This window comes from Janthinobacterium sp. EB271-G4-7A (genome assembly GCF_020858075.1).
In the GTDB taxonomy this organism is placed as follows: domain Bacteria; phylum Pseudomonadota; class Gammaproteobacteria; order Burkholderiales; family Burkholderiaceae_D; genus Janthinobacterium; species Janthinobacterium lividum.
The window spans coordinates 53,688-75,738 of the sequence record NZ_JACYMI010000008.1 but is presented as its reverse complement, the minus strand read 5'-3'; the positions used below and the strand labels follow the sequence as shown (position 1 = coordinate 75,738).

Below are 22,051 nucleotides of genomic sequence, written 5' to 3'. Positions count from 1 at the left end.
TCAGGTCAGTGTTTGTCTGTTTCGCCGGCGTCGCGCAGCTCATCCTTGCGCGCCGCCTTTTCTTCCAGGCCGGACAGGCCTTCGCGGCGCGCCAGCTCGTCGAGCACCTGCTGCGGCGTCAGGTCGAACTGCGCCAGCATCACCAGCGAGTGGAACCACAGGTCGGCGCATTCGTACAAGACCTTCGACGAGTCGTTGTCGCGGCGCGCATCCTTGGCGGCCATCACGGTTTCCGTCGCCTCTTCGCCGATTTTTTTCAGGATGGCGTCATCGCCCTTGGCAAACAGACGTGCGACATACGACGTGGCGGGGTCGCCGCCATTGGCCAGCTTGCGCGATTCGATCACGGCGGCCAGGCGTTTTAACGTTTCACTCATTTGCTCTTGCTTTCCGCGTAAATCGTCTCAGGGTCTTTCAGGACGGGGTCGGTGACTTGCCATTCGCCCGTTTTTTCGTCGCCTTCGAACTTCTGGAAGAAGCACGAATGGCGGCCCGTATGGCAGGCGATGCCGCCCGCTTGCTCGATTTTCAGCAAGACCACGTCTTCGTCGCAATCGAGGCGGATTTCCAGCACCTTTTGCGTGTGGCCCGATTCTTCGCCCTTGTGCCACAGTTTCTTGCGCGAACGGCTCCAGTACACGGCCTCGCCCAGTTCCACCGTGCGCGCCAGCGCGTCGCGGTTCATCCAGGCGAACATCAGCACGTCATTGCTGCCCGCTTCCTGCGCGATCACGGGCACCAGGCCGTGCTCGTCCCATTTGACCTTTTTCAGCCACTTGGCATTGCTTGCTACGATGGTTCCGTTTTGCATGTTCTTCTATCCTGCCTGTATTTACTGCTGATCTTTACGCCAGGCGCATGGGAATGCCCTGCTGCGCCATGAAACGCTTGGCTTCCTGTACCGTGTGCTGGCCATAGTGGAAGATGCTGGCGGCCAGCACGGCGTCCGCGCGGCCCACCTTGATGCCATCGACCAGATCCTGCAAGCCGCCCACGCCGCCCGAGGCGATGACGGGAATGCTGACGGCATCGGACACGCCGCGCGTCAGGCCCAGGTCGAAGCCGACCTTGGTGCCATCGCGGTCCATGCTGGTGAGCAAGATTTCGCCGGCGCCCAGGCTTTCCATTTTACGCGCCCACTCAAACGCGTCCAGGCCCGTGGCAGTGCGCCCGCCATGGGTAAACACTTCCCACTTGCCGGGCGACACCTGCTTGGCGTCGATGGCGACGACGATGCATTGCGAGCCGTGCTTTTGCGAGGCTTCGTACACCAGTTGGGGATTCGTCACGGCCGAGGTGTTGATGCTGACCTTGTCGGCGCCCGCGTTGAGCAGCCGGCGCACGTCTTCCACCACGCGCACGCCGCCGCCCACGGTCAGCGGAATGAACACTTGCGACGCCACGGCTTCGATGATGTCGAAGATCAGGCCGCGGTTGTCGCTGGACGCGGTAATGTCGAGGAAAGTGATTTCATCGGCGCCCTGCTCGTCATAACGGCGGGCAATTTCCACCGGGTCGCCAGCGTCGCGCAATTCCGTGAAATTGACGCCTTTGACAACGCGACCATTCGTCACGTCGAGGCAGGGGATGATACGTTTTGCAAGCATGATGGTATCCAGATTGTCGCCAGGCCAGGGCATGCACGCGCACGCCCCGGCCAGGCAGGCTTAAACGGCGGCGTCGGTCAGTTCGTCGGCGCGTTCCTGCGCCTGCGCCAGGTCGATCGTGCCTTCATAGATGGAACGGCCGCAGATCACGCCTTCGATGCCTTCGGCCTGGACCGCGCACAGCGCTTCCACGTCGCCGATATTGTGCAGGCCGCCCGAGGCGATGACGGGGATCTTGACGGCTTGCGCCAGCTTGACGGTGGCCTCGATATTGATGCCGCCCATCATGCCGTCGCGGCCGATGTCCGTATAGATGATCGATTCGACGCCGTAGGCTTCGAATTTTTTCGCCAGGTCGATCACTTCGTGGCCCGACATCTTGCTCCAGCCATCCGTTGCCACTTTGCCATCCTTGGCATCGAGACCGACGATGATGTGGCCCGGGAAGGCGCTGCAGGCGTCGTGCAGGAAACCGGGGCTTTTCACGGCCGCCGTGCCGATGATGATGTAGGTGATGCCGGCGTCGAGGTAGCGCTCGATGGTGTCGAGGTCACGGATGCCGCCGCCCAGCTGCACGGGGATTTCCTCGATGTCGTTTTCCACGGCGAAATCCTGCACGGCTTTCAGGATGGCCTTGACGGCGCCTTCGTTCTTCGGCTTGCCGGCAAAGGCGCCGTTCAAGTCGACCAGGTGCAGCCGGCGGGCGCCTTGCATCAGCCAATGGCGGGCCATGTCGGCCGGGTCTTCGGAAAATACGGTGGCGAGTTCCATATCGCCTTGTTTCAGGCGTACGCAGTGACCGTCTTTCAGGTCGATGGCGGGAATAAGCAGCATGGTCAGTGTGGTTTAAAAGTGAGTGAGAGGCGGAAAAAAAGCCGGAGAGCCAACGTTAAGGTTGCCAGTGAACAAAGTTCTTGTACAGCTGCAAGCCAGCGGCAGCACTTTTTTCAGGGTGAAACTGTGTCGCGAAAATATTATCACGGGCGACGGCGCAAGCGAACGGCGCACCATAGACAGTCTCGCCCACCGTGTGCGCCGCCTCTTGAGGTTGAGCAAAATAGCTGTGCACGAAGTAAAAATACGCGTTGTCGGCAATGCCATCCCACATGACATGGGACGCTGTCTGCCGCACTTGGTTCCAGCCCATTTGCGGCACCTTGAAGCGCGAGCCATCTTCCTGCACCTGGCCGTCGAGCTGAAAGCGCACGACTTTGCCTGGCAACAAGCCCAGACCGGCCGCATTGCCTTCTTCACTGCCGTCGAACAACATTTGCTCGCCGATGCATACGCCCAGCACGGGCTTGCTGTCGGCGGCGCGCAGCAGCGCTTCGAGCACGCCCGATTCGCGCAGGCTGCGCATGCAGTCAGGCATGGCGCCCTGGCCCGGCAAGACGATGCGGTCGGCGCTGTCGATATCTTCCACCGCGCCGGAAATGCGTACGTCGGCTTCCGGCGCCACGGCGCGCAGCGCTTGCGCTACCGAGCGCAAATTGCCCATGCCGTAATCCACCACCACAATTTTATTCATGTTTGATCCCGGAATCTACACTATAGCGAGAGCGGCGCTTACAGGCTGCCCTTGGTCGATGGAATGATGCCGGCCGCGCGCTCGTCGAGCTCGGCAGCCATGCGCAGCGCGCGGCCAAAGGCCTTGAACACGGTTTCGCATTGATGGTGGGCATTCGTGCCGCGCAGGTTGTCGATATGCAATGTCACGCCCGCATGGTTGACGAAGCCGCGGAAAAATTCCAAGGTCAGGTCGACGTCGAAGCCGGCGATCATGGCGCGCGTAAACGGGATGTGGTATTCGATGCCCGGGCGGCCCGAGAAATCGAGCACCACGCGCGACAGCGCCTCGTCCAGCGGCACATACGCGTGGCCGTAGCGGCGGATGCCCTTCTTGTCGCCGATGGCCTTGGCCACGGCCATGCCCAGGGTGATGCCCACGTCTTCCACCGTATGGTGGTTATCGATATGCACGTCGCCCGTCGCTTCGATATCCAGGTCGATCAAGCCGTGGCGGGCGATCTGGTCCAGCATATGGTCGAGGAAGGGCACGCCCGTATTGAGCTTTTGCTGGCCCGTGCCGTCCAGGTTGAGGGCGACGCGAACTTGCGTCTCATTGGTGTTGCGCGTGATTTCTGCGGTGCGGTTCATGGGAGGCTCTGGCGATAGGCTAAACGAGGGATGCCTTGAAGGCATCGTAAAAAAGGGAATTTTCTTCCGGGGTGCTGACGCTGATGCGCAGGCAATTGGCCAGCGCAACATGCATTTTACTCATATTTTTAATTAAAACCCTGCGGGCAAGCAGTTTTGCGCAAACATCGTCGGAATCAGCCACACGAATCAGAAGAAAATTTGCCTTCGAGGAAAACACGGTCACGCCGGGCAGTTCCGCCAGGCGCAGCGCCAGGTCGTCGCGCGCGCTGTTGAGCAGGGCCGCCTGGGCATTGAGCACGTCGAGATGATCGAGCGCGAATTCGGCCGCCGCCTGCGTCAGCACATTCACGTTATACGGCGGGCGCACTTTTTCAAATTGCGCCAGCAGGGCCGGCGCGGCCGACATGTAGCCGAGGCGGATGCCGGCCAGGCCCAGTTTCGACACGGTGCGCATCACCACCAAGTTTTCGAACTCGGGCAAACGGCCCATGAAGCTGTGCTGCGCGAACGGCTCATACGCTTCGTCGACGACGGCGATGCCCGTGTCGCCCAGGGCCGCCAGGATGCGTTCGATATCGGCAGCGGCAAACAGGTTGCCCGTCGGGTTGTTCGGATAGGCGAGGAAGACCAGCGCCGGGCGGTGCTCTTCGATCGCCGCCAGCATGGCCGGCATGTCCAGGCTGAAGTCGGCCTGCAAGGGTACGCCGACGAAATCCATGCCGGCAAACTGCGCCGAGCGCGCATACATGACGAAGGCGGGCACGGGCGCCAGCAGCACGGCGCGCTTGCCCGGCTCCTGGCGGGCGCATGCCATGGCCAGGATGGAAATGAGTTCATCGGAGCCGTTGCCCAGCATGACGTCAAAGCCGGCGGGCACGCCCAGCTTGGCGCAGATGGCCGCCTGCAGGCTGGCGTACGACGGTGGATAGCGGTTCAGCGCCACGCCGGCCAGGCGCGCGCCCAGCTCCTCGCGCAGATGCTGCGGCAGCGGATACGGGTTTTCCATCGCATCGAGTTTGATGTAACCGCTGGCATCGGCTACCTGGTAGCTTTTGACGGCCCGTACATCGGAGCGCACGGTGTTGCTGATTAACTGATCGAGGAAAGACATGCTGCAAACACTCCTGATGGAATTAAATGGAGACTAAATGACGACGTCTTCCGGCACGGCGGCGCTGCGCGCCTTGCGGGCCGGCGCTTTTTTCGCGGCGGGCGGTTTTTTCACGGCGGCCGGTTTTTTGGCCGCTGCCGGTTTCTTCGCTGCCGCCTTGGCGGGCTTGGTCGCGGCCGGCGCGGCCAGCTCCTGCGCCAGCGCCGCCAGCCGCTGTTCGATGATGGCGCAGTAATCGGGGTTCAACTCAAAGCCGACGAAATCGCGCCCGCAGCGCTTCGCCGCCAGGGCCGTGGTGCCGCTGCCCATGAACAGGTCGAGCACCACGCCGCCGGGTGGGCACGACGCCTTGAGCATGCGCTCGATGATCTCGAGCGGCTTTTGTGTCGGGTGGTCGGCCCGTTCCGGGTGTTCCTTGTGCAGGCGCGACACGCTCCACAAGTCTTTCGGGTTGTAGCCCACTTCCAGCCATTTGGCGCCGATGAAGATCGAGCGCGAACGGGCTTTCTTGGTGGCCGCGTCGTAGGCGATGCGCACCGCGTCAAGGTCGAAGTAGTAATCCTTGCGCTTGACGAAGAAGCCGATGGTGTCGTGCACCGATGAAAAGCTGCGCACGCTGCCGCCCATGGACGGCACGCGGCGGTCCCAGATGATTTCATTCATCATCGCCATGCGCTGTTTCAGCATGACGAAGATCTCCGGCGAATAGCGCCAGGTGAGGAAGATATACAGGCTGCCGTTGGCTTTCAGCTTGGGCAGCGCCGCATCGATCCATTCTTCCGTCCAGCGCAGGTAGTCGGCCACCGACTGCTGGTCCGAGGCATTGCCGTAATCCTTGCCCAGGTTGTACGGCGGATCCGTCAGGATCAGGTCCACCGAGCCATCGGGAATGCGCGCCAGCCCTGCCAGCGCATCTTCGCAATAGACCCGGTTGACCCAGTCCGGCTGCTCCGCCATATTCGTCATGGCTGCGGCTTCAGACGCAGTTCGGCGCTGCGTGCGTGCGCTTGCAAGCCTTCGCCATACGCCAGCGTGGCGGCGACACGGCCCAGGGTTTGCGCACCAGCCTCGCTGACGTGAATGATGGACGAGCGCTTCTGGAAATCGTACACGCCCAGCGGCGACGAAAAGCGCGCCGTGCGCGAAGTCGGCAGCACGTGATTGGGACCGCAGCAATAGTCGCCCAGCGATTCGGACGAGAAGCGGCCCAGGAACATGGCGCCCGCGTGGCGGATCTGTTCGGCCCACTGCTGCGGGTTTTCCGCCGAGATTTCCAGGTGTTCCGCGGCGATGCTGTTGGCGATCTCGCACGCTTCCTCCATGCTGCGCACCTTGATCAGCGCCCCCCTGTCCTGCAGCGAGGTGCTGATGGTGGCCTGGCGCGGCATCGTCGGCAGCAGCTTGGCGATGCTCTCTTCGACTTGGGCGATGTAATCGGCGTCGGGGCACAGCAGAATCGCCTGCGCCAGTTCGTCGTGCTCGGCCTGCGAAAACAGATCCATCGCGACCCAGTCCGGGTCCGTCGTGCCGTCGCACAGCACCAGGATTTCCGATGGCCCGGCGATCATGTCGATGCCGACGATGCCGAACACGCGGCGCTTGGCGGCGGCCACATAGGCATTGCCGGGGCCGACGATTTTATCCACGGCGGCAATCGTCTGCGTGCCGTAGGCCAGCGCGCCAACGGCCTGCGCGCCGCCGATGGTGATCACGCGCGTCACGCCGGCAATCGCCGCGGCGGCCAGCACCATCTGGTTTTTCACGCCGTCCGGCGTCGGCACCACCATGATGATCTCGCCCACGCCCGCCACGTGCGCGGGAATGGCGTTCATCAGCACGGACGACGGGTAGGCGGCCTTGCCGCCCGGGACGTAGATGCCGACCCGGTCGAGCGGCGTGATCTTCTGGCCCAGCACCGTGCCATCGGGCTCGGTATAGCTAAAACCGCGCAATTCCTCGCGCTGGCGTTCGTGGAAGGCGCGGATGCGCTGCGCGGCGATCTGCAGCGCCTCGCGCTGCGCCGACGGCAAGCCGTTCAGGGCCGCCTGCAATTCGGCTTGCGAAATATCAAAGGCCGCCATTTCCGCCGCGCCGCCATGCGGGATGCGGTCGAAACGGTTGGTGTATTCCAGTACGGCGGCATCGCCGCGCGTTTTCACATCGGCCAGGATTTTCGCGACCGACATTTCAATCGCTGCATCGGTGCCCGCCTCGAACGCCAGCAGCGTGTCGAGCGATTGTTGGAAACCATCCTGGCTTGAATCGAGCTTGCGTATCTGTATCGGCATAATCGGCTTTCTGCTACTGAATGTGTCTAGGCTTGCGAGGCGCGTTCAAACGCCTCGATAATCGGCTGCAAGCGCTCGCGCTTGAGCTTGAGCGCAGCCTGGTTGACCACCAGGCGCGACGAGATTTCCATGATGTGCTCGACCTCGACGAGGTTATTCGCGCGCAAGGTGCTGCCCGTGCTGACCAGGTCGACGATGGCATCGGACAGGCCGACCAAAGGCGCCAGCTCCATCGAGCCATACAGCTTGATCAGGTCGACGTGCACGCCCTTGGCGGCGAAGTGCTCGCGCGCCGTGTGCACGAACTTGGTGGCCACGCGCAGGCGCGCGCCCTGGTGCACGGCCTTTTCGTAATCAAAACCGGCCTGCACCGCCACCGACATGCGGCAGGCGGCGATATTCAGGTCGATCGGCTGGTACAGGCCTTCGCCGCCGTGTTCGAGCAGGACATCCTTGCCCGCCACGCCGAAATCGGCCGCGCCGTACTGCACGTAGGTCGGCACGTCGCTGGCGCGCACGATGATGACGCGCACGTTCGGATCGTTGGTGGCCAAAATCAGCTTGCGCGAGGTCTCCGGGTTTTCCAGCACCTTGATGCCGGCCGCTTCCAGCAGCGGCATGGTGTCCTCAAAAATGCGGCCTTTCGAGAGCGCCAGTATCAGCTGTGAATTGTCGCCCGTGTTCGATCCGTTCATGCTCGTTCCTTGTTATTTGATGCGTACGATGTTCGCGCCGACGGCGGAGAGCTTCACTTCCATGCGGTCGTAGCCGCGGTCGAGGTGATAGATGCGGTCGATCAGCGTTTCGCCGTCGGCGGCCAGGGCCGCGATCACCAGCGACGCCGAGGCGCGCAGGTCGGTCGCCATCACGGGCGCGCCGCGCAGCTGCTTGACGCCGGCGATGATGGCCGTGTTGCCCTCGATGGTGATATCGGCGCCCAGGCGGTTCATTTCCTGCACGTGCATGAAGCGGTTCTCGAAAATCGTCTCGGTGACGCGGCTGGCGCCGTTGGCGATCGTGTTCACGGCCATGAACTGCGCCTGCATGTCGGTCGGGAAGCCCGGGTATTCCGTCGTGCGGAAGCTGACGGGGTTCGGACGGGCCGACATCTCGGCGCGGATCCAGTCGGCGCCGAAGGTCATCGTCAGGCCCATGGCGCGCAGCTTGTCGAGCGCCGCGTCGAGGATATCGGTGCGCACGTTGCGCAGGGTGATGTCGCCACCGGTGGCCGCCACGGCGCACAGGAAGGTGCCCGTTTCGATACGGTCGGCGATCACCGCGTGGGAAGCGCCGTGCAAGGCGTCCACGCCCTGGATCACCAGGCGGCTGGTGCCGATGCCGTCGATCTTCGCGCCCATGGCCACGAGCAGGTGCGCCAGGTCGGTCACTTCCGGTTCGCAGGCGGCGTTTTCCAGGATGGTCTCGCCTTCGGCCAGGGTCGCGGCCATCAGCAGGTTCTCGGTGCCGGTGACGGTGATCATGTCGGTGACGATGCGCGCGCCTTTCAGCTTGGCGCACTTGGCGTAGATGTAGCCCGCCTCGATGCGGATCTCGGCGCCCAGCGCTTCCAGGCCCTTGATGTGCTGGTCGACGGGGCGCGAACCGATGGCGCAGCCGCCCGGCAGCGAGACCTTGGCTTCGCCGAAGCGCGCCAGCATGGGGCCCAGCACGAGAATCGAGGCGCGCATGGTTTTCACCAGTTCATACGGCGCTTCCAGAGTGTCGATGGCGCTGCCGTTGAGGACCACACGGTCGCCGTCCTGCCGCACTTTCAGGCCCGTCTGGCCCAGCAGTTTCAACATGGTGGCCACGTCGTGCAAATGCGGCACGTTGGTCAGGTCCAGGTCGCCCGCAGTCAGCAGACCGGCGCACAGGATGGGCAGGGCGGCGTTTTTCGCACCGGAGATGGCGATGTCGCCGTTCAGGCGGTTGCCGCCGTTGATGAGGAGCTTGTCCATGTGCTTATCCTTGGAATTCTTCAGGTGTCAGGGTTTTCATCGACAGCGCGTGGATTTCTTCGCGCATGCGGTCGCCCAGCGCCGCGTAGACGATCTGGTGGCGCTGGATCAAACGCTTGCCGGCAAACGCGGGCGAGACGATCACGGCCTGGAAGTGCTGGCCATCGCCCTCCACTTCGAGGTGCGTGCATTCGAGGCCGGCCGACAGATAGCCGTGGATCAGTTCTGGAGTGGTGGTCACGATAAGTCCTTGATATTGAATAATGTAGTGATGGGGTGTGCCGCAATTAGTGGCGTAATCGGTAACCGCTTTTCAGCAGGCGGATCGACGCCAGCGCCAGGATCACGAGGAAGCCGGCGACGATGGACAGGCTGAGCCACGGGCTGACGTCGGACACGCCGAAGAAGCCGTAACGGAAGCCGTCGATCATGTAGAAGAAGGGGTTCAGGTGCGACACCGTCTGCCAGAATGGCGGCAGCGAATGGATCGAATAGAACACGCCCGACAAGAAGGTGGCCGGCATGATCAGGAAGTTCTGGAAGGCGGCCAGCTGGTCGAATTTCTCGGCCCAGATGCCCGCGATCAGGCCCATGGTGCCCAGCATCGCGGCTCCGAGGAAGGCGAAGACGACGATCCACAGCGGCGCGACATACGACAGGTCGGCGAACCAGCAAGTGATGGCAAACACGCCAAAGCCCACGGCCAGGCCGCGCGCAACGGAAGCGAGTACATACGCCGAGAAGATTTCCCAGTGCGACAGGGGCGTCAGCAGCACGAACACCAGGTTGCCCGTGATCTTCGACTGGATCAGCGAGGACGAGGAATTGGCAAACGCGTTTTGCAGCACGCTCATCATCACCAGGCCGGGGATCAAAAAGGCCGTGTAGCTGACGCCGGGACTCGGCTCCACGCGGCCATCGAGCACATGGCCGAATACCAGCAGGTACAGCATCGACGTGAGCACGGGCGCGGCCACGGTTTGCGTCGCCACTTTCCAGAAGCGCAGCGTCTCTTTGTAGACGAGGGTGCGAAATCCTGTCGAAATCATACGGTACCTTTATCCATGATCTGCAAGAAGATATCTTCCAGGTCGGCTTGTTGCAATTGCATTTCATCGATCTCGGTGCCCGCTTCGCGCAGGCGGGCGAGGATTTTTTCGACTTCGCTGTATTCGTTGACGCGCAGGCTGAACTTGTTCGGCGCCTGCTGTTCTTCCGGGTGCAGCACCAGGTGCTGCAGGTCGGCCGGCAAGGCGCCGTGTTTCAGGTGCACCTGCAGCTGCGAGCCGGCGATGCGGCGGATCAGGGCCGACATGGTGTCGAGCGCCACCACCTTGCCCGTCTTCAGCATGGCCACGCGCTGGCACATGGCTTGCGCCTCTTCCAGGTAGTGGGTGGTCAAGACGACCGTGTGGCCGCCTTCGCGGTTCAGGCGCGAGATGAACTTCCACAGGGTCTGGCGCAGTTCCACGTCGACGCCGGCAGTCGGCTCATCGAGCACGATCACGGGCGGCTTGTGCACCAGCGCCTGGGCCACCAGCACGCGGCGCTTCATGCCGCCGGACAGGGCGCGCATATTCGTGTCGGCCTTGCCGGTGAGGTCGAGATTTTCCATGACCTCGTCGATCCACTTGTCGTTGTTCGGCAGGCCGAAGTAACCGGACTGCAGGCGCAGGGTTTCGCGCACGGTGAAGAATGGATCGAACACCAGTTCCTGCGGCACCACGCCCAGGTTGCGGCGCGCATTGCGGAAGTCCGTGACGACATCGTGGCCGTGGATCTTGACGGTGCCCGCGTCGGGGCGTATCAGGCCGGCGATGATGGAAATGAGGGTCGTCTTGCCGGCGCCATTCGGGCCGAGCAGGCCGAAAAATTCGCCTTCCTCGATGGCCAGCGACACGCCGCCCAGCGCCTTGAGCGATTTATAGCTCTTTTCTACATTCGTTATTTGAATTGCGGTCATGTGCTTGTTTCAAGTGTAATGCGTCTGGTGTGATGCGCCAGTTGCCGGAGACATCCAGGCCGGCAGGCCGGTGCAGGGCGCCGCCTTCAGGCGAGGACGGCGCAACAGTCAATTATAGTTGGAAAATTCGTGGAACACTTGGAGATCAATCCGGCGGCGCTGCTGGCCTGCCGGCTTGAAAGCTACTGCTGATGCGGGGAGTGGGACAGGATCAATGATGATGCAGGTCGGACGGGCTGCGTTCGGCGTGGCCGCCGGCGCTGGCGCAGTCGTCGGCGCTCAGGGTGCTCGAGACGAGCGAGCAGACGCCATACAGCTTGGTGAGGTTTTTCAGGTTGTTCGGCAGATTTTTCAGCTCCAGCACGCCGCCGGCATCCTGCGCGGCGCGTTGCCACGTCAGCATGACGGAGACGGCTGCCGAATCGACGGCCTTGACGTTGCGCAAGTCAAACTTCGTCTGCCCCGAGCGGATGGCGTCCAGACCCTGCTCCAATGCCGAAGTGGCATTGTGCACGGTCAGGGAAGTCAGGGACTGCAAGGTGTCGAGAGAGTCTGGCATGGCGTCGGGCTGCGCTGGTCTGGAGCTGGGTCAGGAGCTATATGATAGCCGATTATTTGGCTTTGGCAGCGGGACGGCTGGCCAGGGCCTTGTTTTTCGCGGCCAGGGTCTTGATCAGGCCATCGATGCCGCCTTTGCTGATCTCGCTGGCGAAGCTGCTTTTGTACGTTTCCACCAGCCACGCGCCAAGCACGTTGATGTCATAGATCTTCCAGCCGGACGGGGTTTTCGCCACGCGGTAGTTCAGGGGCACGGGTTCGCCGCGCGCCACGTTCACCTGCGAGCGCACTTCCACTTCCGTATCGCTAGGATCGGCGCGCAGCGGCTTGAATTCCACGGTTTCGTTCTTGATCTGCGACAGGGCGCCCGAGTATGTGTAGATCAGCAGGGTGCGGAATTCCGCGGCCAGCTGCTTTTGCTGGTCCGGCGTGGCGTCGCGCCAGTGGCGGCCGGCGGCCAGCGACGTCATGCGCTGGAAATCCACGTACGGCAAGATCTTGCTTTCCACCAATTCGGTGACGCGCTTGATATCGCCAGCCTGGATGGCCTTGTCGGACTTGGCCGTGTCGATCACGTCCTGGCTGATGCGTTTGACCAATACGTCCGGCGCTTCCACGGCGGGGGCGGCCTGGGCGGCGGTGGCAAAGGCGATGGTGGCCATCGCCAGCAGTTGTTTCATCAATTTCATGGTTTACCTTTCATGGTGTTGCTATGCACCGGCTGGCGTTGATCGCAGCCGTGGTGTTCCTGTACCGGAGTTTACTCCTGCGACTTGGCCTCGGCGGCAACGGTATTGCTACCAGATGTTACGAGGTCCGCAGGTGCCAGCTGGGCGGCCACCTTGGCGGGCGGCGCTTCTACCGGGGCCGCCTGGGGTTTCGCATCGTACTCCGGCTCGTAATCGCTGGTGTCGTTTTTTGGCACTTTGCGGTCGCGGCGGTCCGTATCGCCATCGAAAACCTTGCTTTCGCGCGCCTGCAGGAAGCCGTCGCGGATGAATTCATAACGGTCCAGCGCGGCCGCTTCCATCAGATTGGTCGCGTCGAGCAGCGCGGCGCGCTTGTCGACCACGCGCGTCACCGTGCCGATATTGCGCACATTGACCGGATCCTTGTAGCGCCATGGGTCGCCCGCGATATCGAGCGGCAGGGCCGCCGTGTCGCGCACGGTCGATGGGCCCAGCAGCGGCAGCATCACGTACGGACCAGACTGGACGCCATACCAGCCCAGGGTCTGGCCAAAGTCTTCGCTATGCTTAGGGATGCCCGCCTGCGAGGCGATATCGATCAGGCCAAGGATACCGAAAGTCGAGTTCATGCTGACGCGCACGACGTCTTGCAAGCCCGCTTCACCCTTGCCTTGCAATAAGTTGTTTACGGCGCTCCACACGTCGGACAAGTTGCCGAAGAAGTTGCCCACGCCCGTTTGCACGAACGATGGCGTGACTTTCTTGTAAGCCGTGGCGACCGGTTTCAGGGCCACCTGGTCAACGGTGTCGTTGAACTTGAACATGGCGCGGTTATACCCTTCCAGCGGGTCGCGCGGGTTGGTGCCGGTGGCGCAAGCGCTCACGCTGGCGGCGATGGCCATGGCCAGGCCGATACGTACCAGGCTGCCTTGGGATTGCTTGGTCGACTCGCTCATTTGCTGTCCTTTCCTTCCGCTGCCTTGCTGTAGATGAACTGATTGATCAGGTCTTCCAGCACTGTGGCCGATTGAGTACGGGCGATCTTGTCGCCCTCTGCCAGGTTCGCCAAATCGCCGCCTGCTTCCAGGCCGATATATTGCTCACCCAGCAAACCGGCCGTCAAAATCTTGGCCGAGCTGTCTTTCGGAAATTTGTAGCCATCTTCGATGTCGAGTTTCACCAGCGCCTGGTAGGTCTTGTCGTCAAAGACGATTTCCGAGACCCGGCCCACAACCACGCCGGCACCCTTGACGGGCGCCTGCGGCTTGAGGCCGCCAATATTGTCGAACTTGGCGCTAATGGTATACGTCTTGCTGAAAGACAGCGAGCTCATATTGCCGGCCTTGAGCGCCAGAAACATCAATGCCGCCACACCCAGCAAGACGAACAAGCCGACCCAGACATCCAAAGATTTACGTTGCATAAACAATCCTAAATAATTTTTACTTGCTGCCGCCTGCGCAACATCTTGCCCAGGCCCGCTGTTTGTAGCTGATCGGCAATTACTTGCTAAACATCAACGCCGTCATCATGAAATCGAGCCACCACACCATCAACGATGAAATGACCACCGTGCGCGTGGTGGCGCCGGACACGTCTTCCGGCGTCGGCTGTGCCTGGTAACCCTGGAACAGCGCGATGAAGGTCACGGCAATACCGAACACCAGGCTCTTGATGGTGCCATTGCCCACTTCCTTCCAGACATCCACGCCGCCTTGCATCTGCGACCAGAACGAGCCTTCATCGACGCCGATCAGCACCACGCCGACCAGATAGCTGCCGATGATGCCGACGGCCGTGAAGATGGCGCCCAGGATCGGCATGGCGATCACGCCGGCCCAGAAACGGGGCGCCAGCACGCGCTGGATCGGGTTTACGGCCATCATTTCCATGGCCGACAATTGCTCGCCCGCCTTCATCAGGCCGATTTCCGCCGTCAGCGACGTGCCGGCGCGGCCCGCGAACAGCAGCGCCGTGACGACCGGGCCCAGTTCGCGCGTCAGGGACAGCGCCACCAGCAAGCCCAGCGACTGTTCGGCGCCGTACGTGGTCAAGGTGTAATACCCTTGCAAGCCCAGCACCATGCCGACAAACAGGCCGGAGACGGCGGTAATCACCAGAGAGCGGTTACCGATAAAAAACAGTTGCTCAATCACCAGACGCGGACGGCGCCACAGCCCGCCCGACGAGGCGATGATGATAAAAAACGAACGCACGGCAAAGCCGAGGTCTTGTACCGAATTGCGCAACCATGCACCGATCGCCGCCAGGAAACGCGCGATCATCGGCCGCCCCCCGTCTGCAGACCCAGGTCGTCGGCCAGCGACTTGCCCGGATAATGGAACGGTACGGGGCCATCGGCCTCGGCATTGACGAACTGCTTGACGTACGGATGCGTCGACACGGCCATCTCGGCCGGCGTGCCGTGCGCCACGATCTTGCCCGATGACAGAAAATAGACATAATCAGCGATGGCGAAACACTCCTTCACATCGTGCGATACCAGGATAGACGTGGAGCCCAGCGCATCGTTCAGATTGCGGATCAAATTCGCCGTCACGCCCATGGAAATCGGGTCCAGGCCGGCGAACGGCTCGTCATACATGATCAGTTCGGGGTCGAGCGCGATGGCGCGCGCCAGCGCGACGCGGCGGCCCATGCCGCCCGAGATCTCGGCCGGCTTCAATTGCGCCGCATTGCGCAGTCCCACGGCGTGCAGTTTCATCAGCACCAGGGTGCGGATCAGCTCTTCATTCAAGTCCGTGTGTTCGCGCAGGGGAAACGCCACGTTCTCGAACGCCGTCAAGTCCGTAAACAGGGCGCCGTGCTGGAACAGCATGCCCATCTTGCGGCGCAGCTGGTATAACTCGTCGGTCCCCAGCGTATGCACGATCTGCCCGTCGACATTCACGGAACCGGAACTGGGGCGCAGCTGCCCGCCGATCAGGCGCAATACGGTCGTCTTGCCACTGCCGGAGCCACCCATGACGGCCACAACTTTTCCACGTGGGAAATCCATTTGAAGGCCCGATAAAATCGAACGTTCTCCATAGGCAAAGTGTAAATCACGGATCTCAACAAGATTTGGCACGACGAAGCTCACTATTTTAATGGCGTATTGTAGTGCAGAAACGCCAACCTCTGCTGAGACACCCCTTGGGACAGCCCCGTAAAGGGGAAGAATACAACACTAATGAATCGAAAGTCAGATATTGTAGTGGAAATTCGGCCGCCACATCGCGTCCCTGCACGATGGCATGCATGGCTGTTGACTTGACAAGTAAAAAGAACAAAGGCCACGTCGCGATCCGCGCCGTGGCCCTGGCAAAAAACGAACAATTGCTCGTTTTTTAGCGCGGCAGCAGGGATGCGCCCATCAGGAACTCATCGACGGCACGCGCACACTGGCGCCCTTCACGGATGGCCCAGACCACCAGCGACTGGCCACGGCGCATGTCGCCTGCCGCAAACACCTTGGCCACCGACGTCTGGTAGCAGCCGGCGCCATCCGTTGTCGCCTTGACATTGCCGCGCGCATCCGTATCGACGCCGAACGCTTCCAGCACTTGTTGCACTGGTGAAACAAAGCCCATGGCCAGGAACACCAGGTCCGCTTTCATCTCGAATTCCGAGTTCGGCACTTCGCTCATCTTGCCGTCTTTCCACTCGACGCGGCAGGCGATCAGCTTTTCCACCTTGCCGCCCTTGCCTTCGAAACGCTTGGTGGCCACGGCCCAGTCGCGTTCGCAGCCTTCCTCGTGCGAGGACGAGGTGCGCAGCTTGGTCGGCCAGTAAGGCCAGACCAGCGGCTTGTTTTCCTGTTCCGGCGGCTGCGGCATCAGTTCGAACTGGGCCACCGAGGCGGCGCCATGGCGGTTCGAGGTGCCGACGCAGTCGGAACCCGTGTCGCCGCCGCCGATCACCACCACGTGCTTGCCCGTCGCCTTGATCTGGTCCTTGAGCTTGTCGCCCGCGTTGACCTTGTTTTGCAGCGGCAGGAAATCCATGGCGAAATGCACGCCTTTCAGCTCGCGGCCCGGCACGGGCAAGTCGCGCGGCTGCTCGGCGCCGCCGGCCATGATGACGGCGTCGAATTCTTTTTCCAGGTCTTCCGGGAAAATGGTTTCCTTGGCCCAGTTGTTGACATGGGCCGGGAAATCCTTGCCCACCAGCACGCTGGTGCGGAAGACCACGCCTTCGGCTTCCATCTGTTTCACGCGCAGGTCGATGTGCGATTTTTCCATCTTGAAGTCGGGGATGCCGTAACGCAGCAAGCCACCGACCCGGTCGCTCTTCTCGAACACGGTGACGGCATGGCCGGCGCGCGCCAGCTGCTGCGCCGCCGCCAGGCCCGCGGGGCCGGAACCGACGATGGCCACTTTCTTGCCGGTGCTGAATCCCGCCGGCTGCGGCGTGACCCAGCCGTGTTCCCAGCCCATGTCGATGATTTTATGTTCGATCGACTTGATGCCGACCGGATCTTCGTGGATGCCCAGGGTGCATGCCGATTCGCACGGCGCCGGGCAGATGCGGCCCGTAAATTCCGGGAAGTTATTCGTCGAATGCAAGATGTCCAGCGCTTCGCGGTAGGCGCCGCGGTACACCAGGTCATTCCAGTCAGGAATGATGTTATTCACGGGGCAACCCGTGGTACAGAAGGGAATGCCGCAATCCATGCAGCGCGCGCCTTGCACGGTCGCTTGCGCGTCCGACAGGTGCAGCACGAATTCCTTGTAGTTCTTCAGACGCGCGGCAGGCTCCAGATAGTGTTCGTCCTGGCGCTTGAATTCCATGAAGCCGGTAATTTTACCCACGATGTTTCCTTTGTATTTGCTGGCTGGGAGCGGCTTGGCCGCTCCCAGTCATTGCTCTATGCGATTGATCTTGGCTGGCTCAGGCGGCGACGGCTTGGACTTCCATGGCGGCATCGGCAGCCATCTCAATCAGCGCGCGCTTGTATTCGTTCGGGAAGACCTTCACGAACTTGCCGCGCGCCGCGGCCCAGTCGTCCAGCAGGACACGGGCGCGGGTGCTGCCCGTGTGCTTGAAGTGACGCTCGATCAGGCGCTTGAGGATGACCTCGTCGGCTTCCGGCACGCCGTCGCGGTGCTGCGTATGCCAGGCATCGCGGTCGAGATGCTGTTCCGCTGCGGACACGACCTTGTCCAGGCTGACCATGGCCGTGTTGCACTTGCTGGCAAAGTCGCCGGCCGGGTCATACACATAGGCGATGCCGCCCGACATGCCGGCCGCGAAGTTGCGTCCCGTGTTGCCCAGGACCACCACCGTGCCGCCCGTCATGTATTCGCAGCCATGGTCGCCCAGGCCCTCGACCACCGTGGTGGCGCCCGAGTTGCGCACGGCAAAGCGTTCGCCCGCCACGCCATTGAAGAAGGCTTCGCCGGCGATGGCGCCATACAGCACCGTGTTGCCGATGATGATGTTATCCACGGCCCAGCCACGGAATTCCGTATTCGGCCGCACGATGATGCGTCCGCCCGACAAGCCCTTGCCCACGTAATCGTTGCCTTCACCCACCAGGTCGATCGTGATGCCGTGCGCCAAGAAGGCGCAGGCCGACTGACCCGCCGTGCCTTGCAGCTGGATGTGGATGGTGTCGTCCGGCAAGCCGGCATGGCCGTATTTCTTCGCCACTTCGCCGGACAGCATGGTGCCCACCGTGCGGTTCAGGTTGCGCACGGGCGAGATGAAGGAAACGCGCTCGCCCTTTTCCAGCGCCGCGCGCGCTTGCGCGATCAGCTTGTGGTCCAGCGCCTTTTCCAGCGCATGGTCCTGGAATTCCACGTGGCGGCAAGCCTGGCCATCCGGCGTTTCCGGCTTGTAGAAGATGGCCGAGAAGTCCAGACCCTGCGCCTTCCAGTGCGAAATCGCCTTCGACTTGTCCAGCAAGTCCACGCGGCCGATCAGTTCGTCATACGTGCGGATGCCCAGCTGCGCCATCAATTGACGGGCTTCTTCGGCCACGAAGAAGAAGTAATTGACGACATACTCAGGTTTGCCCGAGAACTTGGCGCGCAGCACGGGATCTTGCGTGGCAACGCCTACCGGGCAGGTATTCAAGTGGCATTTGCGCATCATGATGCAGCCTTCGACCACCAGCGGCGCCGTGGCGAAGCCGATCTCGTCGGCGCCCAGCAGGGCGGCGATGACCACGTCGCGGCCCGTCTTCATCTGGCCGTCGGCTTGCACGCGGATGCGGCTGCGCAAGCCGTTCAGTACCAGTGTTTGTTGCGTTTCTGCCAGACCCAACTCCCACGGCGTGCCCGCATGCTTCACGGACGACAATGGCGAAGCGCCCGTGCCGCCGTCGTGGCCGGCGACGACCACGTGGTCGGCTTTCGCTTTGGTCACGCCGGCAGCCACCGTGCCGATGCCCACTTCCGACACCAGCTTCACGGAAATCGAAGCGCGCGGATTGGCGTTCTTCAAGTCATGGATCAGCTGCGCCAGATCTTCGATCGAATAGATATCGTGGTGCGGCGGCGGCGAAATCAGGCCCACGCCCGGCACGGAAAAGCGCAGGCTGGCGATGTATTCCGACACTTTATGGCCCGGCAACTGGCCGCCTTCGCCCGGTTTTGCGCCCTGCGCCATCTTGATCTGGATCTGGTCGGCCGAATTCAGGTAGGCGGCCGTGACGCCGAAACGTCCCGACGCCACCTGCTTGATGCGCGAACGCATGGAATCGCCTTCCTGCAGCGGAATGTCGACGACGATCTGCTCGGCGCCCACGACGGAAGCCATGGTGTCGCCCTGGCGGATCGGGATGCCTTTCAATTCCTGCGTGTAGCGGTTCGGATCTTCGCCGCCTTCGCCCGTGTTCGACTTGCCGCCGATGCGGTTCATGGCCACGGCCAGCGTCGCGTGCGCTTCCGTGCTGATCGAGCCGAGCGACATGGCGCCCGTGGCAAAGCGCTTGACGATTTCCTTGGCCGGTTCCACTTCATCGAGCGGGATGGCCTTGGTCGGGTCGAGCTTGAACTCGAACAGGCCGCGCAGGGTCAGGTGGCGACGGCTCTGGTCGTTGATGATTTGCGCGTACTCTTTATAGCTGGAGAAATTGTTGCTGCGCGTCGAGTGCTGCAGCTTGGCAATCGCATCCGGCGTCCACATGTGGTCTTCGCCGCGCACGCGGAAGGCGTATTCGCCGCCCGCGTCGAGCTTGTCGGCCAGCACGGGATCGTTACCGAAGGCCAGCGCGTGCAGGCGCAGCGCTTCTTCCGCCACTTCAAACACGCCGATGCCTTCCACGTTCGACGCCGTGCCCTTGAAGTATTTGTCGACCAGCGATTTGTTAAGGCCGATGGCTTCGAAGATTTGCGCGCCGCAGTACGACATATACGTGGAAATGCCCATCTTCGACATGACCTTCATCAAGCCTTTGCCGACAGCCTTGGTGTAGTTGTAGATGGCCTTGTCACCCGACAAGTCGCCTGGCAAGCCATGCGCCATCTCGACCAGGGTTTCCATGGCCAGATATGGGTGGACGGCTTCCGCGCCGTAGCCGGCCAGCAAGGCGAAGTGGTGCGTTTCGCGGGCCGAGCCCGTTTCCACGACGAGGCCGGTGGAGGCGCGCAAGCCCTTGCTCACCAGGTGCTGATGCACGGTGGAGGTGGCCAGCAGCGCGGGGATCGCCACCTGGTCGGCGCAAATGGCGCGGTCCGAGACGATCAGGATGTTGTGGCCCGACTTGACGGCGTCGACGGCTTCCGCGCACAGCGAGGCCAGGCACGCTTCCACGCCTTCCTTGCCCCAGGCCAGCGGGTAGCAGATGTCCAGTTCGTACGACTTGAACTTGCCCCCCGTGTGGGCGCTGATGTTGCGCAAACGGGCCATGTCGTCAAAGCCCAGCACGGGCTGCGCCACTTCCAGGCGCATCGGCGGGTTGACATTGTTCGTATCGAGCAAGTTCGGTTTCGGGCCGATGAAGGACACGAGCGACATCACCATCGCTTCGCGGATCGGGTCGATCGGCGGATTCGTCACTTGCGCGAACAGCTGCTTGAAGTAGTTATACAGCGGTTTCAGCTTGTTCGACATGACGGCCAGCGGCGAGTCATTGCCCATCGAACCCGTCGCCTCTTCGCCGGCCACGGCCATGGGCGCCATGAGGAACTTCAAGTCTTCCTGCGTATAGCCGAACGCCTGCTGGCGGTCGAGCAACGATGGCTGCTCTTTTTCGCCTTGCGCGCGGTCCAGCTTGGCTTGTCCTTCGGCCAGCTTGATCTCGTCGAGCTTGATACGCACCGAGTTGATCCACGCTTTATATGGCTTGGCGTTGGCGTAGGTGTTTTTGAGTTCCTGGTCGTCGATGATGCGGCCCGCTTCCAGGTCGATCAGGAACATTTTGCCAGGCTGCAAGCGCCATTTCTGGATGATCTTCGACTCGGGAATCGGCAGCACGCCCGATTCCGACGCCATCACCACCAGGTCGTCGTCCGTGACGATGTAGCGCGCGGGACGCAAGCCGTTGCGGTCCAGCGTGCCACCGATGTGGCGGCCGTCCGTGAACGCCATGGCGGCGGGGCCGTCCCACGGTTCCATCATGGCCGCGTGGTATTCATAGAAGGCGCGGCGGTTGTCGTCCATCGTCGTGTGGTTTTCCCACGCTTCCGGAATCATCATCATCATCGCCTGGGCGATCGGGTAGCCGGCCATCAACAGCAGTTCCAGCGCATTATCGAAGCACGCCGTGTCGGACTGGCCTTCATAGATCAGGGGGAACAGTTTTTGCAGGTCGTCGCCCAGCACGGCCGACTTCATCACGCCTTCGCGCGCGCGCATCCAGTTGAAGTTGCCTTTCACCGTGTTGATCTCGCCGTTATGGGCGATCAGACGGTACGGGTGGGCCAGCGGCCATTCGGGGAAAGTATTCGTCGAGAAACGCTGGTGCACGAGGGCCAGGGCCGAGATGCAGCGCGCATCCTGCAAGTCCTTGTAATAGACGCCCACCTGGTCGGCCAGCAGCAAGCCCTTATACACAATGGTGCGCGCCGACATCGACGGCACGAAGAATTCCTTGCCGTGCAGCAGTTTCAAGGCCTGGATGGCGTGGCCCGACGATTTGCGGATCACATACAGTTTGCGCTCGAGCGCGTCGGTGACCATGATGTCCGGGCCGCGGCCGATGAAAATCTGGCGGATGACCGGTTCCTTGGCGCGCACGGTGGGCGACATCGGCATGTCCGTATCGATGGGCACGTTGCGCCAGCCCAGCACGACTTGTCCCTCGATGCGCACAGCGCGTTCGATTTCCTGTTCGCACGCGATGCGCGACGCATGTTCCTTCGGCAAGAAGACCATGCCCACGCCGTATTCACCAGGCGGCGGCAATTCCACGCCCTGCTTGGCCATTTCTTCGCGGTAGTACTGGTCAGGAATCTGGATCAGGATGCCGGCGCCATCGCCCATCAGCGCATCGGCGCCCACGGCGCCCCGGTGATCGAGGTTTTTCAGAATCAGCAAACCCTGTTCGACGATCGAATGGGTCTTGTTGCCCTTGATATGGGCGACGAAACCGACGCCGCAGGCATCGTGTTCATTGGCTGGGTCGTACAGGCCTTGCGCTTTCATGGGCTTCTCCGCTGCATATGACTATCGAAAAACTAGAGTAGTGCAACGCAACAAAAAACTCAACCAGAAAAATTAGGGTCGGAGTCGAATTAAATTCGATTCCGTCGCTCTAAAAATTTAATA

22 protein-coding genes are annotated in these 22,051 nt (G+C 61.9%); all 22 read right to left on the bottom strand.

All coding sequences use genetic code 11. From position 1 onward, the window contains the following. Positions 1–5 precede the first annotated feature (5 nt). The 22 genes from IGS58_RS28405 to IGS58_RS28300 all read right to left on the bottom strand — a co-directional run bounded on the left by IGS58_RS28405 (position 6) and on the right by IGS58_RS28300 (position 21,928). The gene (locus tag IGS58_RS28405) at positions 6–377 is read right to left on the bottom strand and encodes a phosphoribosyl-ATP diphosphatase (RefSeq protein ID WP_070257793.1); all 372 of its coding nucleotides are present in this window, start codon (positions 375–377) and stop codon (positions 6–8) included. Continuing rightward, a complete protein-coding gene (hisI, locus tag IGS58_RS28400) occupies positions 374–811 on the bottom strand; it encodes a phosphoribosyl-AMP cyclohydrolase (protein ID WP_034753847.1) in 438 nt (145 codons plus the stop codon). The genes IGS58_RS28405 and hisI overlap by 4 nt, the downstream gene beginning before the upstream one ends. Positions 812–845: 34 nt before the next feature. After that, positions 846–1,607 (bottom strand): imidazole glycerol phosphate synthase subunit HisF, encoded by a 762-nt coding sequence (gene hisF, locus IGS58_RS28395; protein ID WP_034753845.1) that lies wholly within the window; start codon positions 1,605–1,607, stop codon positions 846–848. A 60-nt stretch (positions 1,608–1,667) separates the two neighbouring features. Then, a complete protein-coding gene (gene hisA / locus IGS58_RS28390) occupies positions 1,668–2,441 on the bottom strand; it encodes a 1-(5-phosphoribosyl)-5-[(5-phosphoribosylamino)methylideneamino]imidazole-4-carboxamide isomerase (RefSeq protein WP_034780937.1) in 774 nt (257 codons plus the stop codon). 55 nt (positions 2,442–2,496) lie between these two features. After that, positions 2,497–3,135 carry an imidazole glycerol phosphate synthase subunit HisH gene (gene hisH / locus IGS58_RS28385; RefSeq protein ID WP_071653704.1) on the bottom strand — a complete coding sequence of 213 codons (639 nt, stop codon included), beginning with the start codon at positions 3,133–3,135 and terminating at the stop codon, positions 2,497–2,499. A 38-nt stretch (positions 3,136–3,173) separates the two neighbouring features. After that, a complete protein-coding gene (hisB, locus tag IGS58_RS28380) occupies positions 3,174–3,764 on the bottom strand; it encodes an imidazoleglycerol-phosphate dehydratase HisB (RefSeq protein WP_010402123.1) in 591 nt (196 codons plus the stop codon). Between the two features lie 19 nt (positions 3,765–3,783). Further along, positions 3,784–4,878, bottom strand: a complete 1,095-nt coding sequence (gene hisC, locus IGS58_RS28375; protein ID WP_230523265.1) for a histidinol-phosphate transaminase — start codon at positions 4,876–4,878, stop codon at positions 3,784–3,786. Between the two features lie 33 nt (positions 4,879–4,911). After that, complete coding sequence (locus tag IGS58_RS28370; RefSeq protein WP_373630591.1) at positions 4,912–5,844, bottom strand: DNA-methyltransferase; 933 nt, start codon at positions 5,842–5,844, stop codon at positions 4,912–4,914. Continuing rightward, the gene (gene hisD / locus IGS58_RS28365; protein WP_070257790.1) at positions 5,841–7,166 is read right to left on the bottom strand and encodes a histidinol dehydrogenase; all 1,326 of its coding nucleotides are present in this window, start codon (positions 7,164–7,166) and stop codon (positions 5,841–5,843) included. Before hisD ends, IGS58_RS28370 begins: the two co-directional genes overlap by 4 nt. Before the next feature lie 26 nt (positions 7,167–7,192). Beyond that, positions 7,193–7,861 carry an ATP phosphoribosyltransferase gene (gene hisG / locus IGS58_RS28360; protein WP_230523264.1) on the bottom strand — a complete coding sequence of 223 codons (669 nt, stop codon included), beginning with the start codon at positions 7,859–7,861 and terminating at the stop codon, positions 7,193–7,195. A 12-nt stretch (positions 7,862–7,873) separates the two neighbouring features. Beyond that, positions 7,874–9,124, bottom strand: a complete 1,251-nt coding sequence (gene murA, locus IGS58_RS28355; protein ID WP_034780946.1) for a UDP-N-acetylglucosamine 1-carboxyvinyltransferase — start codon at positions 9,122–9,124, stop codon at positions 7,874–7,876. A gap of 4 nt (positions 9,125–9,128) precedes the next feature. Further along, positions 9,129–9,365: a BolA family protein gene (locus IGS58_RS28350; RefSeq protein WP_034753824.1), complete on the bottom strand. Its 237-nt coding sequence runs from the start codon at positions 9,363–9,365 to the stop codon at positions 9,129–9,131. A 46-nt stretch (positions 9,366–9,411) separates the two neighbouring features. Then, positions 9,412–10,173 carry an ABC transporter permease gene (locus IGS58_RS28345; RefSeq protein ID WP_034780947.1) on the bottom strand — a complete coding sequence of 254 codons (762 nt, stop codon included), beginning with the start codon at positions 10,171–10,173 and terminating at the stop codon, positions 9,412–9,414. Then, a complete protein-coding gene (locus tag IGS58_RS28340) occupies positions 10,170–11,087 on the bottom strand; it encodes an ABC transporter ATP-binding protein (protein ID WP_034780948.1) in 918 nt (305 codons plus the stop codon). The genes IGS58_RS28345 and IGS58_RS28340 overlap by 4 nt, the downstream gene beginning before the upstream one ends. 211 nt (positions 11,088–11,298) lie before the next feature. Then, entirely contained in the window at positions 11,299–11,646 is a 348-nt protein-coding gene (locus tag IGS58_RS28335; RefSeq protein ID WP_034780949.1) for an STAS domain-containing protein, read from the bottom strand. A gap of 52 nt (positions 11,647–11,698) precedes the next feature. Next, a complete protein-coding gene (locus IGS58_RS28330; RefSeq protein WP_230523263.1) occupies positions 11,699–12,334 on the bottom strand; it encodes an MlaC/ttg2D family ABC transporter substrate-binding protein in 636 nt (211 codons plus the stop codon). Between the two features lie 71 nt (positions 12,335–12,405). Next, entirely contained in the window at positions 12,406–13,290 is an 885-nt protein-coding gene (locus tag IGS58_RS28325) for an MlaA family lipoprotein (protein ID WP_230523262.1), read from the bottom strand. Continuing rightward, positions 13,287–13,757 carry an outer membrane lipid asymmetry maintenance protein MlaD gene (gene mlaD / locus IGS58_RS28320; protein ID WP_034753810.1) on the bottom strand — a complete coding sequence of 157 codons (471 nt, stop codon included), beginning with the start codon at positions 13,755–13,757 and terminating at the stop codon, positions 13,287–13,289. Before mlaD ends, IGS58_RS28325 begins: the two co-directional genes overlap by 4 nt. Positions 13,758–13,836: 79 nt before the next feature. Further along, entirely contained in the window at positions 13,837–14,619 is a 783-nt protein-coding gene (gene mlaE, locus IGS58_RS28315) for a lipid asymmetry maintenance ABC transporter permease subunit MlaE (protein WP_034780952.1), read from the bottom strand. Beyond that, positions 14,616–15,425: an ABC transporter ATP-binding protein gene (locus IGS58_RS28310; protein WP_034781028.1), complete on the bottom strand. Its 810-nt coding sequence runs from the start codon at positions 15,423–15,425 to the stop codon at positions 14,616–14,618. Before IGS58_RS28310 ends, mlaE begins: the two co-directional genes overlap by 4 nt. Positions 15,426–15,684: 259 nt before the next feature. Continuing rightward, the gene (locus IGS58_RS28305; RefSeq protein ID WP_070257787.1) at positions 15,685–17,148 is read right to left on the bottom strand and encodes a glutamate synthase subunit beta; all 1,464 of its coding nucleotides are present in this window, start codon (positions 17,146–17,148) and stop codon (positions 15,685–15,687) included. A 79-nt stretch (positions 17,149–17,227) separates the two neighbouring features. Continuing rightward, a complete protein-coding gene (locus IGS58_RS28300; RefSeq protein WP_230523261.1) occupies positions 17,228–21,928 on the bottom strand; it encodes a glutamate synthase-related protein in 4,701 nt (1,566 codons plus the stop codon). Positions 21,929–22,051 lie beyond the last annotated feature (123 nt).

Excerpts from the sequence above, each read along its gene's own strand:
- mlaD (WP_034753810.1), bottom strand. The coding sequence starts at position 13,757 with ATGCAACGTAAATCTTTGGATGTCTGGGTCGGCTTGTTCGTCTTGCTG.
- hisF (WP_034753845.1), bottom strand. The coding sequence starts at position 1,607 with ATGCTTGCAAAACGTATCATCCCCTGCCTCGACGTGACGAATGGTCGC.
- IGS58_RS28330 (WP_230523263.1), bottom strand. The coding sequence starts at position 12,334 with ATGAAATTGATGAAACAACTGCTGGCGATGGCCACCATCGCCTTTGCC.
- IGS58_RS28340 (WP_034780948.1), bottom strand. The coding sequence starts at position 11,087 with ATGACCGCAATTCAAATAACGAATGTAGAAAAGAGCTATAAATCGCTC.
- hisI (WP_034753847.1), bottom strand. The coding sequence starts at position 811 with ATGCAAAACGGAACCATCGTAGCAAGCAATGCCAAGTGGCTGAAAAAG.
- hisB (WP_010402123.1), bottom strand. The coding sequence starts at position 3,764 with ATGAACCGCACCGCAGAAATCACGCGCAACACCAATGAGACGCAAGTT.
- IGS58_RS28335 (WP_034780949.1), bottom strand. The coding sequence starts at position 11,646 with ATGCCAGACTCTCTCGACACCTTGCAGTCCCTGACTTCCCTGACCGTG.
- IGS58_RS28325 (WP_230523262.1), bottom strand. The coding sequence starts at position 13,290 with ATGAGCGAGTCGACCAAGCAATCCCAAGGCAGCCTGGTACGTATCGGC.
- murA (WP_034780946.1), bottom strand. The coding sequence starts at position 9,124 with ATGGACAAGCTCCTCATCAACGGCGGCAACCGCCTGAACGGCGACATC.
- IGS58_RS28370 (WP_373630591.1), bottom strand. The coding sequence starts at position 5,844 with ATGACGAATATGGCGGAGCAGCCGGACTGGGTCAACCGGGTCTATTGC.
- mlaE (WP_034780952.1), bottom strand. The coding sequence starts at position 14,619 with ATGATCGCGCGTTTCCTGGCGGCGATCGGTGCATGGTTGCGCAATTCG.
- IGS58_RS28405 (WP_070257793.1), bottom strand. The coding sequence starts at position 377 with ATGAGTGAAACGTTAAAACGCCTGGCCGCCGTGATCGAATCGCGCAAG.
- hisC (WP_230523265.1), bottom strand. The coding sequence starts at position 4,878 with ATGTCTTTCCTCGATCAGTTAATCAGCAACACCGTGCGCTCCGATGTA.
- hisA (WP_034780937.1), bottom strand. The coding sequence starts at position 2,441 with ATGCTGCTTATTCCCGCCATCGACCTGAAAGACGGTCACTGCGTACGC.
- hisG (WP_230523264.1), bottom strand. The coding sequence starts at position 7,861 with ATGAACGGATCGAACACGGGCGACAATTCACAGCTGATACTGGCGCTC.
- hisH (WP_071653704.1), bottom strand. The coding sequence starts at position 3,135 with ATGAATAAAATTGTGGTGGTGGATTACGGCATGGGCAATTTGCGCTCG.
- IGS58_RS28300 (WP_230523261.1), bottom strand. The coding sequence starts at position 21,928 with ATGAAAGCGCAAGGCCTGTACGACCCAGCCAATGAACACGATGCCTGC.
- hisD (WP_070257790.1), bottom strand. The coding sequence starts at position 7,166 with ATGCCGATACAGATACGCAAGCTCGATTCAAGCCAGGATGGTTTCCAA.
- IGS58_RS28345 (WP_034780947.1), bottom strand. The coding sequence starts at position 10,173 with ATGATTTCGACAGGATTTCGCACCCTCGTCTACAAAGAGACGCTGCGC.